The sequence below is a fragment of the Roseovarius nitratireducens genome (assembly GCF_002925845.1).
Lineage (GTDB): Bacteria > Pseudomonadota > Alphaproteobacteria > Rhodobacterales > Rhodobacteraceae > Roseovarius > Roseovarius nitratireducens.
Map to the genome: position 1 here is coordinate 89,097 of NZ_PDNI01000028.1, position 16,609 is coordinate 105,705.

The following is a 16,609-nucleotide window of genomic DNA, read 5'->3' on the forward strand; positions in this document are numbered from 1 at the left end:
GCCGGGCGACGGCCTGCCTTCACAGGAACGGCCAGGGAGCTCGATCCCTCGCCGTTCCTTCTTTACCGGAAACCGGGATTGATTGAATGATAACGGTCGAAAGCGTCGCCAAGAATTTCGGCGGCATTCGCGCGGTCGACGGTGTCTCGCTGTCGATCGAGAAGGGCTCGATCACGGGACTGATCGGCCCCAACGGCGCGGGCAAGACGACGCTGTTCAACATCATCGCGGGCGCCTTCCCGCCGTCCTCCGGCGCTATCTATCTGGATGGCGAGGACGTTACCGGCCTGGAGCCGCACGAGCTTTTCCACAAGGGCCTTCTGCGCACTTTCCAGATCGCGCATGAGTTCTCGACGCTGACCGTGCTGGAGAACCTGATGGTCGTCCCCGGCGACCAGCCGGGCGAGCAACTGCGCCACAGCTGGTTCAATTTCGGTCGGGTCAAGGAGATCGAGGCGAAGAACCTCGAGCGGGCGCTGGAGGTGATGGAATTCCTGCAGATCGACCACCTGAAGGACGAACTCGCCGGCAATCTCTCGGGCGGCCAGAAGAAGCTGCTGGAGCTGGGCCGCACCATGATGGTGGACGCCAAGATCGTCTTCCTGGACGAGGTCGGCGCCGGCGTGAACCGCACCCTGCTGAACACCATCGCCACCTCGATCAAGCGCCTCAACGAGGAGCGCGACTACACCTTCTGCCTGATCGAACACGACATGGATTTCATCGCGCGCCTGTGCGACCCCGTCATCGTCATGGCCGAGGGCAAGCTTCTCACCCAGGGCACGATCGAGGAGGTCAAGAACAACGAAGAGGTCATCGAGGCCTATCTCGGCACGGGCCGCAAGCACGAGCGGAAGGCGCCGGCATGAGTTTCCTGAGCGCGACCGGCATGACCGGCGGATACGGCGGTGCCGACATTATCCACGACTGCACCATCACCGTGGAACAGGGCGAGATCGCCGTCGTCGTCGGCCCGAACGGTGCTGGCAAGTCGACGGCGATGAAGGCCGTCTTCGGCATGCTCGACCTTCGTGAGGGCACCGTCACGCTGGACGGCAAGGACATCACCAACATCGCCCCGCAGGACCGGGTCTCCGAGGGAATGGCCTTCGTGCCGCAGAACCGCAACGTCTTCGTCTCGCTGACCGTGGAGGAGAACCTCGAAATGGGCGCCTTCATCCGTGAGGACGACGAGATCGAGGAGACGAAGGATCAGGTCTTCAGCCTGTTCCCGATTCTGGCCGAGAAACGCAACCAGCCGGCAGGCGAACTCTCAGGCGGGCAGCGCCAGCAGGTGGCCGTCGGCCGCGCGCTGATGACGCGCCCGGATCTGTTGATGCTCGACGAACCGACAGCCGGGGTCTCGCCGATCGTGATGGATGAATTGTTCGACAAGATTCTGGAGATTGCCAAGACCGGCGTCGCCATCCTCATGGTCGAGCAGAATGCGCGCCAGGCGCTGGAGATCGCCGACCACGGCTTCGTCCTGGTCCAGGGCCGCAACCGATTCACCGACACAGGCGAAGCGCTTCTTGCCAACGAAGAAGTGCGCCGGTCCTTTCTGGGGGGTTGAATGGAGGTCCTTAACGCACTCGCATTGTTCGCCAACTTCGTCGTCGTTCCGGCGACGGCCTACGGCGCGCAGCTCGCCTTGGGGGCGCTCGGCGTTACCATCATCTTCGGAATCCTGAAGTTCGCCAACTTCTCGCACGGCGAACTGATGTCGTTCGGCACCATGATCACGATCCTGGTGACATGGTTCCTTCAGGATATGGGGATAGGCATCGCCCCCTTCCCGACCGCGCTCCTGGCTCTGCCGGTAGGCATATTGGCGGCGATCGGGGTCGCGCTGCTGACGGACCGCATGGTTTTCCGCTTCTATCGCCGGCAGCGCTCCAACCCGATCGTCTTCGCCATTGTCTCGGTCGGCGTGATGTTCGTGCTGGCCGGGCTGATCCGCATCATCATCGGGCCGGCCGACCAGAGTTTTGCCGACGGCCAGCGCTTCATCATCGGCGCTTTCGATTCGCGTGAACTGCTCGGCCTCGACGAGGGCATCGCCATCAAGCAGACGCAGGTGATCACCATCGTCGTCGCCGCCGTCGTTGTCGCGTGGCTGTTCTGGTTCTTGCAGAAAACACGCTCCGGCAAGGCAATGCGCGCCTATTCGGACGACGAGGATCTGGCGCTGCTCTGCGGTATCAATCCGGATCGCGTGGTCATGATCGCCTGGGTTATCGCCGCCGCGCTCGCGGCCATTGCCGGTACGCTTTACGGCCTGGACAAGACCTACAAGCCGTTCATATTCCTGCAAATCCTGCTACCGATCTTCGCCGCGACCATTCTCGGCGGTATCGGTCAGCCGGTCGGGGCGATCCTTGGCGCCTTCATCGTCGCCTTCTCCGAGGTGATGGTGACCTACGCCTTCAAGAAGTTCCTGGCTTATCTCGGTCCGACGGGCTGGGCACCGGACGGCCTCGTCCAGCTGTTGTCGACGGACTACAAGTTCGCGGTCTCCTTCATCATCCTCGTCGCGGTCCTGTTGGTCCGACCGACGGGCATCATCCGCGGGAAAGTGATATGACTAAGAGGGTTGCGCTCCTGTACGGCCTCATGGTCCTGGCGCTGATCGCGATCGGCTTCTACCAGAGCTGGAATGTCGCCTTCGGCATCTTCAATCTGTGCGTCATCTCCGCGGTGATGGCACTGGGCGTCAACATGCAGTGGGGCTATGCGGGCCTCTTCAATGTCGGCGTCATGGGCTTCACGGCGCTGGGCGGACTGACGGCGGTGCTGATCTCCATGCCGCCGGTGACCGAGGCGTGGGCCGTTGCCGGCGGCGACATCGCGCTGTCGGTCCTGAGCCTGATCGGCACGGTGGCCGCGATCATCTTCGCGCGGCGCACGGTACCGCCGGTGCTGAAGCTGCCAGTAACGCTGGTGCTGCTCGTGGTCGGCTATTTCGTCATCGGGTATTTCTTCGATCCGGCGACCGACGCGATCGAGTCGATCGACCCCGCGCTGAGCGGGTATCTCGGCGGCGCCGGGCTGCCGGTGGTGCTGGCCTGGCCGATCGGCGGCCTGGTCGCGGCCGGTGCAGGCTGGTTCATCGGGCGCATTGCGCTGGGGCTGCGCGCCGACTACCTGGCGATCGCCACGCTTGGTATTGCCGAGATCATCATCGCCATCATCAAGTACGAGGAGTGGCTGTCGCGCGGCGTGAAGAACGTCACCGGCATCCCGCGCCCCGTCCCCTACGAGATCGATCTGATCGAGCAGGACTGGTTCATCGGGTTGGCGAACTTCTTTGGCGCCGCGGATATCTCCGATGCCGCCGGCCTCTTCGTCAAGCTGTGCTACGCGGCGCTGTTCATCGCCGTGCTGGCGATCATCATGTGGTTCGCGGAACGTGCGCTGCGCTCCCCGTGGGGACGGATGATGCGCGCCATCCGCGACAACCGCGATGCCGCCGCCGCCATGGGCAAGAACGTCAAGGCCCGTCACCTGCAGACCTTCGTGCTCGGCTGCTTCACCTGCGGCGTCGCGGGCGCGATGCTGACCACGCTCGAGGGTCAGCTCACGCCGACAAGCTACATCCCGCTGCGGTTCACCTTCCTGGTCTGGGTGATGGTGATCCTGGGCGGTTCCGGGAACAACTGGGGTGCCGTCCTGGGCGGTTTCATCATCTGGTTCCTGTGGGTCGAGGCAGAGCCATTCGGCAACTGGTTCATGGCGACGGTGACCTCGCCGCTGGGCGAGGACTCGGGATTGGCGCAGCACATGATCGAGGGAGCGGCGTATATGCGTTATCTGATGATGGGCGCGATCCTGCTTGTCGTCATGAGGTTCGCACCAAAGGGCTTGATACCCGAACGGTAGCGCCGGATCGCCGGACGGGAGGCTCGCATGGCCGCCCCCACCCTGCAATCTCGCCTCAAAGCCCGGTGTCAGGCAAGAACATCATCACCGATCGCTCCGCCAATGCCGAATTCCAGCGCCTCGCCCACACGAAACGCCCGGGCCAGGTCGCGGGTATAGTAATATGCGGCAAGGCCGAATGGGGTGCCGTTTGCGAGCCGCATCGCCCGGACCGACCGTTAGCGCATCCACTCGCCTGGATAGCGCGGCAACGAATTCATCATGGATACCCCCACGGGCTCTTTCATCGCGAGGATCTTCTTGCCCGGTGGCGGCGATGGAATCATCGCACCGTCGATGCGCGGTGCCTCCTCGGCAAACCAGCGGATGAACGACGCGCCATAGGCCACCTCGCCGCGCGCCTCGGCCAGCGGTTTGCCCTGTTCTGCTGTCAGAATGCACGCCAGATCTTCGGTGTTGTCCTGCACAAGGTCATGCCAGCGCATTAGAATGTCGGCCCGCTCGGCATGGGTGCGGGCGCGCCATTCTACCATCGCCCTCTCGGCGGCAGAGATAGCGCGCATTGTCTCTTCTGCGGTGATGTCAGGTATGATTCCCAATCGCGGCACCGCTTGCGGGGTCGATCACCTGCATGTCGGGTCGCGCGATCCAGTTGCCGTCAATCAGGGCAGCCTCGCGAAACAGATCGGGATCGGAGAGTTTCATCGGTCAACCTTTCACTGCGGATATCACCGCACCGGTGATCTCGTCGGTACCGTGGCTGCCGGGTCGCACGCCGATGCCCTGCCCGGTGGTCGCGGCGAGTGCCCTCTCTACCGTTTCCGCGGCGGTGGTCTCGCCCAGATGATGCAACATCATCGCACCCGACCAGATCGCCGCAATAGGATTGGCTATCCCCTGGCCCGCGATATCCGGGGCCGAGCCGTGGACCGGCTCGAACATCGACGGTGCGGAGCGGTCCGGGCAGATATTAGCCGAGGCAGCAAAGCCAAGCCCGCCCTGAATGGCCGCGCCAAGGTCGGTCAGGATGTCCCCGAACAGGTTCGAGGCCACGACGACATCGAGTGTACCGGGCGCCATCACCATCCTGGCGGCCATGGCGTCGATATGCATATGGCTGACCGTTACATCGGGATATTCGGGGGCGAGGATGCGGGTCATTTCGTCCCAGAAGACCATGGAGTATTTCTGCGCGTTCGACTTGGTGACAGAGGTCAGATGCCCGCGTCTTGCGCGGGCCTGCTCGAACCCGAAGCGCAGGATGCGCTCCACACCCTTGCGGGTAAAGATCGAGGTTTCGACCGCTACCTCATTGTCACGCCCCTGATGTACGCGACCGCCCGCGCCAGCATATTCGCCCTCGGTGTTCTCGCGGATGCACAGGATGTCGAACTCGCCGGATTTCAGCGGCCCCTCCACCCCCGGCAATAGACGGTGCGGGCGGATATTGGCATATTGGTCGAACGCCTTGCGGATCGGCAGCAGCAGCCCGTGCAAGGACACGGCATCGGGCACCGTGTCCGGCCAGCCGACCGCGCCCAGATAGATCGCATCGAACGCGCGCAGCGTCTCGATGCCATCCTCGGGCATCATCGCGCCGCTCTCTTGATAGTGCGCGCAGGACCATGGAAAGGTCTCGGTTTCCAGCGTGAAACCGGCAGTGGCGGCCACGGCGTGCAGCACCTTCATGGTTGCATCCGTCACATCTGTTCCGATCCCGTCACCCGGGATCAGGGCAATCTTGTGATTGGTCATGTTCGTTCCCTCAAGGCGGCCGTTCAAAGCGTTGCCAGCACGGATTTCGTGCGGCGATTGGCGGTGTAGGCTTCGCGGCCCAGATCCTTGCCCAGCCCGCTGGCCTTCCAGCCGCCGGTTGGCAGGATGTGGTCACGCGAGCGGCCGTAGCGATTGATCCACACGGTGCCGGCCTCGATCCTTCGCGACAGGCGGAGCGCGCGGGCGAGATCGCGGCTAAACAGACCGGCACAGAGCCCGTAGGTCGGGTGCGCGGCCATCGCAATCGCCTCGTCCTCGCTCTCGAAAGTCTGAAAGGTGGCGACGGGGCCGAATATCTCGTCGGTAACAGCCGGGTTGTCCATGGCCGCCCCGGCAAGGAGCGTCGGACGGTAATAGCTGCCTTCGGTGTCAAAGCGCGTCCCGCCGCAGAGGATATCGGCACCGTGATCGCGGGCGGCGTGCACGATGCCGTCGATCCGCGTGAGCTGCGTCTCGGAAATGATAGGGCAGAAGCCAGGATGCTCGGCCCATGTCGGCGCGGGAACATGCCGGTTGAACCGCTCGGTCAGGCGCTCTGCCAGATCGTCGGCAATTTCGCGGGCCACGATCATGCGCGATCCGGCAACGCAGAACTGCCCGGCATTCGGTAGGATGCCGCGTTCAAGACAGTTCGCCGCAAGGTCGAGATCGGCATCGGCGAGAACGACCATCGGGCTTTTGCCGCCAAGCTCCAGCGTCATCGGCTTGATTCCGCAGCGGGCGATATTCTCCATGATCGCGGCACCGGCGCGCGTCGATCCGGTAAAGGAAACCTTGTCGATACCGGGATGGCCGGTGATCGCCGCGCCGGTTCCCGCACCGTCCCCCAGGACGACGTTGATCAGCCCTGCCGGAAGGCCCGCGCGCACCGAGAGTTCGGCCATGAAAAGCGCTGACCACGGCGTCATCTCCGACGGCTTCAGAACGACCGCGTTGCCTGCGGCGAGAGCCGGGCCCAACTTCCAAGCGGCCATGGAAATAGGGAAGTTCCACGGCGTAATAGCCCCCACCACACCATGGGGCTCGGAGGTGATCATGCCCAGATGCCCCTCCGCCGTCGGCGCAAGCGTATCGCATTCCTTGTCCGCGAATTCCGCAAAGAACCGGATCTGTTCGGCGGTGACCGGGATATCTCCCGCGATCACCTCGGCGACCGGGCGCGAGGAACAGACAGCCTCCAGACGCGCCAGCGTTTCGGCCTCCTGCTCGATCAGATCGGCCCAGCGGTGCAGTGCGCGCAGCCTGTCTCGCGGGGCCGCAATTCCCCAGCCGGAGGTCCGCAAGGCGGTGCGAGCCGTCTCGACCGCGCGGTCAACCATCGCCGCATCAGCGCGCGGGATCGCCCCCAGTGATGCACCGTTCGAGGGAGCGGAGACCGCTATGTCCTCGGCTGCGGAAACATACTGACCGCCGATGTGATGACCAGGCGGCAGGGTCAACCCAAAAGGATCGAAGGCGAATGTCATGAGAACCTCGTGTCTGTCGCCTTCAACTTGGCGTGGTTGGACTGAAAGCATTTGCCGAAAGCACCCGGTTGGCAGCATTTTGCGCCGCAAGTGCCAGGTCCGGACGCAGAAGATGCGTGCGACTCAGTCCGGGCTATCACTGCGTGTCGCGAACGCGGCGAGTGGCACCGGGCGTGCGGGCGGCTGCACACGCAGCCGGCCCATCTGTGCAGCGCGCACCCCCGTTGCCGCTGCCATCACCTCCGCCCCGGCAAGCTGGCAATAGCGCCCCTGGCAGCGCCCCATACCAACACGGCTGAGCGATTTGGCGCGGTTCGCCTCAGGCCCGGAGAGGGGCAGGGTCGCGCGCAGTTCGCCGGCCGTGACGCCCTCGCAGCGGCACAGGATTGCAGCGTCCGGCAGCGCACGGATCATGTCCGCAGGCCATGGGAAGGCATCGGCGACACCTTTGGCAAAACCGCGCAAGCGACGCGCGCCCCGCAAGTCGCGCGCGTAGGCGCCCATGTCTATCTGGTATTCCAGATCAGCAAGGCAGGCGCACGCCGCGAGTCGCCCGCTGATTTCTGCGCCGTCGGCCCCGAGCAGCGAGATCCCGTCACCCGCGAGATACAGCCCGTCCGCAGCGCGGCCCGCCTCGTCCGTTTCGGGAAGCCATTGCGCCCAGGTATCCGACCATTCGAACGAGGCTCCCGCGAGGTCGGCGAGGGCCGTCTCGGCCCGCAAGTGCCAGCCGAGCGCCACCGTGTCGCAGGCCGTGCGCTGCACGCGACCGCGCGCATCGCGCCAGTTGATGGCTTGGGGGCCGGTCCCCTCACCCTCGATAGAGACAAGCGTGACGCCAGCCTTGTAGAGGCGCCCCAAACGCGCGCGCATGCGCAGCCCGCGCAGCGTAAACAAAGGACGAGCCAGCGCCATCCTCGCACCACCCCTGACCTGCGCGCGCCACGGTGCGGTATCCAGAACCGCCGCCACCTCGGCCCCCGCGTCGATCAGTTGCGCGGCAACCAGCGTCAGCAGCGGGCCCGAACCTGCCAGAACCATGCGCCGTCCGAGTGCCACCCCTTGCGCCTTGAGCGCGATCTGTGTGGCACCAAGACTGTAGACCCCCGCCATCTGCCAGCCGGGAACGGGGGCGAGCCGGTCCGTTGCCCCGGTCGCAATGATCAATCTGTCATAACGCAGCGATATCACACCGGTCGGTCCCAGCACCTGCGCGACCCCGTCATGCAGGCCCAGAACGCTGCATTCGGGGTGATACTCGATCTCCCGGTCGCGCACAAACCCGTCAAAGACGTCGTGCAATCGCCGGGCCTTGCCCGCCTCCGAACCATAGAGCGTGCCCGGCGGCCGGGTAAATCCCTCGGGCGGGCGCCGATAAATCTGCCCCCCCGCCCGCGATCCTTCATCCACGACGGTCGGGCACAGTCCGCCTGCAACGAGCGTTTCGGTGGCGCGGATACCCGCAGGGCCCGCGCCCACGACAAGAATGCGGGTCATGGCAAGGTTCCGGGCCAGTCGTCCGGTGGGGATGAACGCAGGCGCATCCCCGCGCGCAACGGGGTCGAACAAGCCCGCAGGCGCGGACCGTCCTCCTGCCACAGCCAGCAATCCTGGCAAGCTCCCATCAGGCAGAATCCCGCCCGCCGCTCGGGTCCGAATTCCGCCGCGCGCAAATCAGGTAACGCAGCCAGTACGGCGGTCAGCACCGTGTCGCCGTCCAGCCCTGAATATGCCGCCCCATCAAAGCCGAAGACCAGCGCTGCGCGGTCCGTCTCGGCCAGCCGCCTTACGCGGCCTGCGCTTGGGGCGCCGCCGCTCATTCCGCAGCCTCGGCATGGGCGCGAGGGTGTGGGATATCAGGAAACCGCTTGCGAGTTTCGGCGTAGGCGGCGTTCACCCCCTCTGCGCCCTTGCGCGCCTCTATCCGGCGAAAAACCTCTGTCTTGACGAAAAACCGCCAATGCACAGGCAGGGCCATCAGGATATCGGTCAAACGGGCATAGGCGGCATCGGTCCATTGCGCCTCAAAAGCGTCGCGCTCCGGCCCGAAATGGAAATGTCCATCATGCCCGCGCGCCTCGACGCGCAACGCAGCGGTCGCGGTCTCATCGACCTCGCCGCCTTGCATGACGACGCCGTAGTCACGGCGCGCTGCCTCTTCCGAAACATGACCGCGCGCCACGTCCTGCGCCACACGCCATGTCTCGCGGCTCATCGGGTCACCGCGTCCGCCCCCACCTGCCGAACGGATGGAAAGCACATCACCGGGCTGCAAAATGGCCGTGTCAGCACTGCCCATGCGCCGCGCATCCGGTGTGCCGGGATTGACCACCATTTCCGCCAGCCCGGCCGCGCGCCCCCCCAGGACACCCCAGGGGCGAAAGCGCGAGCGGTCGCGGTTACGGGCAGTGATGCGCGTGTCAGGGGCGAAAACGCGAAAGGCCATTTCCGTGGCCAGCCCCCCGCGCCAGCGTCCTGCGCCTCCGGTATCGCGTGCGAGGCTGTACTTGACGAACTCCACCGGCACCTCGGTTTCGGTGATCTCGATCGGCGTGTTCTTGAGATAGGCTGCATCCGCGCCCGAGCCGTTGGTGCCGTCGCGATGCGGCATCCCGCCACCGCCGCCGACCACCGGATTGACCGCCGCGATGACCTTTTGCCCGCTGCGCTCGTCATGGGTCATGACATTCACGATGCAGTTGTTTCCCGCGGGAGCAGCGGGCATCCGCTCGGGGATGGCCTGACTGAACGCGCCGAAAATCACCGATCGCAGCCGCGCGCAGGTCAGCGACCGCATCCCCACGGCCGCCGGCGCAACCGGGTTGAGCACTGTACCCTCGGGCGCGACACAGGTGAACGGCCGCGTCAGCCCGGTATTCAGCAAGAGCCGCGGATTGAGCGTGTAGAGTACATAGTAAACCCCGACCAACAGCATGGTATGGCGCGGATCCCCCCCCGAAGGTACGTTGAGAGATGAGCCAAGCTGCGGGTCGGACCCGGTGAAATCCAGCTCGGCGCTGTCGCCCCGAATACGCAGGGTCAAGTGCAGCCGACAGGGATTTGCAAAGTCGCTGTCTTCGTCGGCGTAATCGGTAAACACATAGTCACCATCGGGAACGCCGCGCAGGATCTCGCGTGCCTGCGCCTCGGCCTGATCCTTGAGCGCGGCAACCCCGGAGAGGAAGCCGCGGCCGCCAAATCGTGCGAGCATCGCGTGGACCTTGCGTTCGCCGGTGTTCAGCGCGCCGACCAGCGCCTTGATGTCGCCGATGTTCAGGGCGGGCTTGCGGACATTGGTTTCCATGATACGCAGGATCTGCGCGTCAAAGACCCCCTCGTTGACCAGCTTCATAGGGGGAAACCGCACCCCTTCCTGATGAATTTCGGTCAGCGAGCGCGACAGGGACGCAGGCACCGCGCCGCCCATATCGGTATTGTGTATATGCCCGCCGGTCCATGCCACGATCTCACCTTCGTGAAAGACCGGTTTCCAGAGATGGGTATCCGGGGCATGCGTGGCGACATGGCCGGAATAGGGATCGTTGGTAAAAGCCACGTCGCCGGGGCGATAATCCTCGACCATGTCGATGGCCCGCCTGTAGCTCAGGCCCGGATACCATGTGGCCCCCAGATCCATCGGCACGGCAAAGGTGTCGCCGTGGCGATCCATCAGCATCACCGTGAAATCCTGTGTCTCCTTGACGAAGGCGGAATGCGCCGTGCGATGCAACGTATGCGCCATGTTTTCGGCAGCGGCACGGGCATGGTTGGCCAGCACCTGAAGGGTCATCTTGTCAGACATGGGGCTCACTCCGCGAGTTCGAGGTGGATATTGAGATGCCTGTCAACGTGGGCGCGTGCGCCCTCCGGAATGGCAAGCGTGGTATCCTCCTGACAGACCACGGCGGGGCCGTCGAAGGTGACGCCGGCCATGAGATCGGCACGCTCGAAGAGCGGGATATGGCGCGCACCGTTCAGATGCACCTGCACTTCCCGGGCGGGCATGGCGTGGGCGGTCGTCGTGATCGCCTCGGCAAAGTCCGGCTTGGGCGTGACGCCGATCGCCGAAAGCCGCAGGTTCACGATTTCGATTGCGCCCGCCGGGTCGTCGAAATCGTATATCCGGCGGTGCGTCTCATGGAATGCCGTCGCCAGCCGGGCGGGATCGGAGAGCCAATCCGGCTCGAGCGCGGTCTCGATCTCATAGCTCTGACCGGCATAGCGCATATCGGCCGAGAGCCGGACCTGTGCCGCGCCAACATGGCCCTGCGCCTTGAGCCACGCATCTCCCTCTTTCTGCAAATCCGCGAGCGCGGCGCAAAGTTGGCGGGGGGCGGTGGCATCGAGATCGGTGAAAACCGTTTGCAGGAAATCACCCCGCATATCCGCGACCAACCCACCGAGCGCCGAAACAACGCCAGGTCTGCGAGGAGCCAGAACGCGCGTCATGCCAAGCTCACGCGCGAGGAAGGCACCCAGCATGGGGCCGCCGCCGCCAAACGGCATGAGCGCATAGTCGCGCAGGTCGACGCCCGCGCGCGAGCCCAGTTTCTCGACCTCCACGAACAGTTCGGACACGGCGATGTCGAGAATGGCTTGCGCGGTTTCCTCCACGCTGCGACCCATCGGCCCGGCAATCCGGGTCACCGCGTCACGGGCGAGATCGCGGTCGATGCTGAGTTGACCATAGGCCATTTCAGCCTGTCCAAGCCAGCCGCAGACGGCCATCGCATCGGTCACCGTGGGGGCCGTGCCGCCGCGCCCATAGCAGGCCGGTCCGGGGCTGGAGCCTGCCGAGTCTGGCCCCACGCGCAGCACGCCGTGACTGTCGACGCTGGCAATCGAGCCGCCGCCGATGGCAATGGAACTGACCGAGACCGAGGGGATATGCAGGGGAAAGTCGCCGATCCGCTCATCGGTCCCGAACTGCACCTCACCATCGACGATGAGTGCAAAATCGGCCGAGGTCCCGCCGATATCAAGGGTCAGAACATGCGACTCTCCAGCCTGTCGCGCCAGCCAGGCTGCCCCCATCACGCCCGACGCCGTGCCCGAAAGCAACATCGACACACAGTCCCTGCGGCCTTGATGCGCGCTCATCAATCCGCCATTCGATTTGGTCAGCAAGGCGCGCGCCGGCACGCCCCGGCCGGCCAGACGATCCTCGAGCGCGGACAGGTAGCCAGCCACGCGGGGGTGAACATAACCGTTGAGAATCGCGGTCGAACTGCGCTCGTATTCGCGGATCACCGGCCACACCTCGGAGGACGTGAAGACGAACAGATCGGGCGCCTCGGCCTCGATCATCGCCTTTACCTTGGCCTCCTGCGCTCCGTTGCGCCAACTGTGCAGAAACGAGACGACAATGCCATCGGCACCGGCCTCTTGGGCCAGCCTCACTGCCTCGCGCACGGCCTCAGATGTCGGGGCAACCGGCTCGCTGCCGTCCGCGCGCAACCGCGCGGGGATACCAAAGACCCGGTCACGCGGGATCAAAGGCTCTGCCCGGTGGCAGAACAGCGAGTACATCTCCGGCATTCCCAGGCGCGCCAGCTCGATCACGTCCTCAAAGCCTTGATTGGTGATGAGCGCCAGCCGCGCGCCCTTGCGTTGCAGGATCGTGTTGATACCCACCGTGGTGCCATGCACGAACCGGGTCACAGCCCCCGGATCGAGCCCTTCACGCTCTTCCAGCAGATCGAGCCCCGTCAGCAACTCGGCCCCCGGATCATCGGGGGTGGTCAGCACCTTGAGCGACGCGATGCGGCCACTACGGGTGTCCAATGCGCAGAAATCCATGAAGGTGCCGCCGATATCGACACCGATCTTCCAATCCGCAGGGGCGGTGTTGCCATCCATCTCTCTTCGATCCTTTCCGGTCACTTGCCGGAACTCGACCAGATCGGGCGCGCCACGTCCAAGACGGATAGAACAGCGATGTATAAGGGGGGCTTATGTCTCGACGAGCGGGGTGGCATGTAACAGTTTGCGCATGGCCTCTTCGGCGCGCGACAATGTCTTGTCACGCGCGGTCAGGAGAGACACCGGCAAGCCAGGCGCATCCCTCAGCGGAAGCGCCACGATGCCGGGAAACTGCGCCCAGGGCAAAAGCGCATCGACCAAGGCGACGCCCAGCCCGGCGCGCACGAACCCGGCCGCCGATATCGAGCTGTCAATCTCGATCTGCGGCGCAAAGATGCCGCCGCGTCGGCGCTGGGCCATGTCCAGTTCGTCGTGCGGTCGGGTCTGGCTGCGATAGGATATGATCGTCTCGTCTTCCAGATCGGAGAACCCCACCTCTCGCGCACCTGTCAGCCCGTGACCCTCTGGCAAAAGGCAGCAAAAGCTCGTGGTACCTATGTTTTCGACAGCGATATCGGGAGGCAGGTCATCATCGAGCGCCAGGGCCATGGAAGCATCACCAGTGCGCAGAAGGTCCACCATCGCAGCCAGAGGGGCGACATGCGTGCGCAAAACGACATCCGGATGCTCGGTACGGAACGTCCTGAGCGCGCGGGGCAGCAGGGACATGCCGGGCGGTGGCGAGGCCGCGATCCGCACCAGCCCGGCCCGGCCAAGCCGCAGATCCGATGTCTTGCGGCGTAGCCCTTCGAGGCCGGCAAACAGGCGCTCAGCCTCTGGATAGAGCTCAAAAGCCTCTGGCGTGGGGCGCAACCTGCCCTTTTCGCGATCAAAGAGGGCAAAGCCAAGTTGCGCCTCCGTATGAATGAGAATCTGGCTGAGCGCGGGCTGCGATATGTTGAGAAGCCGTGCCGCCCCGGTCACGGTTCCGGCCCGCATGACAGCGGTAAAGACTTCGAGTTGGCGTGCGCGCATCCCGTTTCTCCTATAGGTCAGGCTTATAGGGTGCCATGTTTCCCGACTTTGACACAACCGGGTTAGCAGGGTCTGATGGTTCAAATTCCTTTGTCAAAAGGGGCATGGCGGCATGGATGTGATCGTTCTGGGTGGCGGTCTGATGGGGACGGCCTCGGCCTTCTTCCTCGCACGCCGTGGCATCCGGGTGACATTGATCGAGCGTCGCCGAATTGGCGCGGGAGCGACCGTTGCGTCCTTTGGCAACATCCGGCGCAGTGGACGGCATTTGGCGCAATTGCCTCTGGCTGCCCGGTCTCTCGCGATCTGGAACGAGGCGCAGACGCTGTTGGGGCGCGACGTGGAGTTTCGCGCGACCGGGCATCTGCGGCTGATTTTCGACGCGGACGGGTTGGACGACATGCGCAGCTATGCGCGCGCCGCGCGGGCCAACGATCTCACGCTCGAAGAACTCGGGCCCGACGACTTCCGCCGCCGCTTTCCGGGGCTTGGACCGGACGCCATTGCCGCGTCCTTCTCGCCAAGGGACGGATCGGCCAATCCGCGGCTGGTGGCCCCGGCCTTTGCCGAGGCGGCGGCGCGCGCCGGGGCCTGCATCGTCGATGAGGCCCCGGTTCTGGACATGCGACAAAGTGAGACCGGCTTTGAGGTGATAACGGCCAAGGGTGTTCACAAGGCAGCGGCGTTGCTCAATTGTGCGGGCGCCTGGGGCCGGGAGGTGGCAGCGCGGTTCGGCGAAGAAGTGCCGCTTGGCACATGGGGGCCGCAAATGGCCGTGACAGAACCGGTGCCCTATCGCATCGCACCTGTGGTCGGCGTCTGGAGCCGGGCACATGGGGCCTATCTGCGGCAGGTCGAACGCGGCAACGTGGTGTTTGGCGGCGCTGTCGCGCGCGTTCCGGTGGCACCTGATCCCGGTTTTGCCCAAGCCGATCCGTCCTCTCTACCCGCTCAGGTGGCGGCTGTGCTGAAGCTGGTTCCGGCGCTGGCCGATGTTGCGGTGATCCGCCAGTGGTCAGGCTGCGAGGGCTACGTCGCCGACAACCTGCCGGTGATGGGGGCCTCTGGCACGACACCGGGATTGTTTCACGCTTTCGGGTTCTGTGGGCACGGTTTCCAACTGGGCCCCGGTGTCGGCGACGCCATGGCCGAATTGATCGCGACCGGTCGGTGTGCGACACCGTTGGCGGATTTTTCCATCACCCGTTTCGCGGCATGAGATCAGAACTCTGCCACCTTGCCCCACTGGCCCTTGCCGAACCGGCCGAGGCGGTACTGGGCGGTTTCGCAGATCGGGGCGCGTCCGAGGACCATGTCGGCCACCAGGTGCCCAACACCTGGTCCGATGCCGAACCCATGCCCCGAGAGGCCCGCCGCCAGCACGAGACCGGGCGTCCCGATATCGGCGTCGATCACCGGCACACCGTCCGGTGTGCTGTCGATATATCCCGCCCACTGCGCCTGGACCGGAATATTCCTGAGTGCGGGCAACAGGCTACGCGCACGCTTGAGCGTCAGCTCAATCAGCGCCTTGCTGGGGCGGGGATCGAGGATGCGGCTGCGCTCCATCGGTGTTTCGCGATCGAAAGCCCATTTCTTGCGCGTTTCGAATCCTGCGCGCCAGGCCTGCGCCCCGCCCGGGCGCAGTGCGCGCCAACGCTTGGCGAACATCGGCAGGAAATGGCGTGCCCCGGCGAGCGCCCCCGGCGTGAGATCGAGATTGGCCAGTCCCGATACGGCCAGGGTATGCGCGCCGTCGCCGCGGCGCGTGACCGACACGGCAGCGGTGTGCAATGCGCGGGGCAGCCCTTCGGCCCCCGGTGCAACGGACAATATCGAACTGCGCACCGCGGCCTGCGGAAACCCGATGCCGTGACGATGCAGAAAGCTGCTGGCCCAGGCACCACCGGCCATCACCACCACGCGCGTCCGGATCGTGCCGCGCTCGGTAATGACGCCCGAAACGGCACCGGCCCCGGTTTCCAGCCCGCGCGCCGCACAGCCCTGCACAACCGTCCCGCCATGCGTCAAGATGCCCCGCGCGATCAGCGGTGCCGCGCGCGATGGATCGGCGACGCCATCGCTTGGCGACCAGACACCACCCTGCCAACGCTGACCGGTGGCGGTACCGTGTTCGGTGGCCTCTTCAGGGGTCAGCATCCGGGTATCGACACCTTCACCGCGGGCAAATCGGCCCCATTTGGCCCAGCCTTCGATTTCATCAGGATCGTTGGACAGGTAGAGCAACCCGCAGCGTCGAAACCCGAGATCAGCAGCGATATCGGCGCTCATCTCTTCCCAGAGCGCGAGGCTACGGGTGGACAGCGGCAGTTCCCGGGCATCACGATTTTGCTGGCGGCACCAACCCCAGTTGCGGCTCGATTGTTCCGCACCTATACGGCCTTTCTCGAGCAGAACAACGTTCTGCCCTGCGCGGGCAAGCCAGTACGCGGCGCTGACGCCAACGATTCCGCCGCCAATGACCACACAATCGGCCTGGTTGGGAAGCTCGGAGTGGGTTTCGATCTCAAGCAGTGGAGCAGGCATGAATTTCCCATGTGTTTTTCGAAACCTAGCTGTAGGATTTCAGCTATTTGTGCCGCATCTGTAGAGGTGGTCGGCAGATCGTTTCGTATTTGTGATACCGGGTG

The 16,609-nt window shown here is 64.7% G+C and carries 16 protein-coding genes; 5 read left to right on the top strand and 11 right to left on the bottom strand.

Going from position 1 to position 16,609, the window contains the following annotated elements; genetic code table 11:
• The first annotated feature begins 86 nt into the window (after nt 1–86).
• From CRJ03_RS05200 to CRJ03_RS05215, 4 genes are read left to right on the top strand one after another with little or no spacing between them, the layout of a single operon-like run.
• Complete coding sequence (locus CRJ03_RS05200) at nt 87–869, top strand: ABC transporter ATP-binding protein (protein ID WP_104017843.1); 783 nt, start codon at nt 87–89, stop codon at nt 867–869.
• Nucleotides 866–1,573 carry an ABC transporter ATP-binding protein gene (locus CRJ03_RS05205; protein WP_104017844.1) on the top strand — a complete coding sequence of 236 codons (708 nt, stop codon included), beginning with the start codon at nt 866–868 and terminating at the stop codon, nt 1,571–1,573. Before CRJ03_RS05200 ends, CRJ03_RS05205 begins: the two co-directional genes overlap by 4 nt.
• Nucleotides 1,574–2,584, top strand: a complete 1,011-nt coding sequence (locus CRJ03_RS05210) for a branched-chain amino acid ABC transporter permease (protein WP_104017845.1) — start codon at nt 1,574–1,576, stop codon at nt 2,582–2,584.
• Complete coding sequence (locus CRJ03_RS05215) at nt 2,581–3,879, top strand: branched-chain amino acid ABC transporter permease (RefSeq protein WP_165375249.1); 1,299 nt, start codon at nt 2,581–2,583, stop codon at nt 3,877–3,879. The genes CRJ03_RS05210 and CRJ03_RS05215 overlap by 4 nt, the downstream gene beginning before the upstream one ends.
• 68 nt (nt 3,880–3,947) lie before the next feature.
• Here the strand turns inward: CRJ03_RS05215 and CRJ03_RS05220 are convergent, their stop codons facing one another.
• From CRJ03_RS05220 to CRJ03_RS05260, 10 genes are all read right to left on the bottom strand, one after another.
• Nucleotides 3,948–4,082: an aldehyde dehydrogenase family protein gene (locus CRJ03_RS05220; RefSeq protein ID WP_129590247.1), complete on the bottom strand. Its 135-nt coding sequence runs from the start codon at nt 4,080–4,082 to the stop codon at nt 3,948–3,950.
• 15 nt (nt 4,083–4,097) lie between these two features.
• Nucleotides 4,098–4,442, bottom strand: a complete 345-nt coding sequence (locus CRJ03_RS05225; protein ID WP_104017847.1) for an aldehyde dehydrogenase family protein — start codon at nt 4,440–4,442, stop codon at nt 4,098–4,100.
• A 19-nt stretch (nt 4,443–4,461) separates the two neighbouring features.
• Nucleotides 4,462–4,584 carry a hypothetical protein gene (locus tag CRJ03_RS20420; RefSeq protein WP_276308221.1) on the bottom strand — a complete coding sequence of 41 codons (123 nt, stop codon included), beginning with the start codon at nt 4,582–4,584 and terminating at the stop codon, nt 4,462–4,464.
• Between the two features lie 3 nt (nt 4,585–4,587).
• Nucleotides 4,588–5,634, bottom strand: a complete 1,047-nt coding sequence (locus CRJ03_RS05230) for a tartrate dehydrogenase (protein WP_104017848.1) — start codon at nt 5,632–5,634, stop codon at nt 4,588–4,590.
• 23 nt (nt 5,635–5,657) lie between these two features.
• Entirely contained in the window at nt 5,658–7,121 is a 1,464-nt protein-coding gene (locus CRJ03_RS05235; protein ID WP_104017849.1) for an aldehyde dehydrogenase family protein, read from the bottom strand.
• Nucleotides 7,122–7,244: 123 nt separating this feature from the next.
• A complete protein-coding gene (locus tag CRJ03_RS05240; protein WP_104017850.1) occupies nt 7,245–8,618 on the bottom strand; it encodes an FAD/NAD(P)-dependent oxidoreductase in 1,374 nt (457 codons plus the stop codon).
• Complete coding sequence (locus tag CRJ03_RS05245) at nt 8,615–8,941, bottom strand: (2Fe-2S)-binding protein (RefSeq protein WP_104017851.1); 327 nt, start codon at nt 8,939–8,941, stop codon at nt 8,615–8,617. Before CRJ03_RS05245 ends, CRJ03_RS05240 begins: the two co-directional genes overlap by 4 nt.
• Complete coding sequence (locus CRJ03_RS05250; protein WP_104017852.1) at nt 8,938–10,923, bottom strand: hydantoinase B/oxoprolinase family protein; 1,986 nt, start codon at nt 10,921–10,923, stop codon at nt 8,938–8,940. The genes CRJ03_RS05245 and CRJ03_RS05250 overlap by 4 nt, the downstream gene beginning before the upstream one ends.
• A gap of 5 nt (nt 10,924–10,928) precedes the next feature.
• Nucleotides 10,929–12,980, bottom strand: coding sequence for a hydantoinase/oxoprolinase family protein (locus CRJ03_RS05255; RefSeq protein WP_104017853.1), 2,052 nt, complete (start codon nt 12,978–12,980; stop codon nt 10,929–10,931).
• A gap of 93 nt (nt 12,981–13,073) precedes the next feature.
• A complete protein-coding gene (locus CRJ03_RS05260) occupies nt 13,074–13,958 on the bottom strand; it encodes a LysR family transcriptional regulator (protein WP_104017854.1) in 885 nt (294 codons plus the stop codon).
• Between the two features lie 112 nt (nt 13,959–14,070).
• On the opposite strand from CRJ03_RS05260, the gene CRJ03_RS05265 reads away from it, so the two are divergent.
• Complete coding sequence (locus CRJ03_RS05265; RefSeq protein WP_104017855.1) at nt 14,071–15,177, top strand: NAD(P)/FAD-dependent oxidoreductase; 1,107 nt, start codon at nt 14,071–14,073, stop codon at nt 15,175–15,177.
• A gap of 2 nt (nt 15,178–15,179) precedes the next feature.
• Here the strand turns inward: CRJ03_RS05265 and CRJ03_RS05270 are convergent, their stop codons facing one another.
• On the bottom strand, nt 15,180–16,505 hold the full coding sequence (locus CRJ03_RS05270) for an NAD(P)/FAD-dependent oxidoreductase (protein ID WP_104017856.1): 1,326 nt from the start codon (nt 16,503–16,505) through the stop codon (nt 15,180–15,182).
• Between the last annotated feature and the right edge of the window lie 104 nt (nt 16,506–16,609).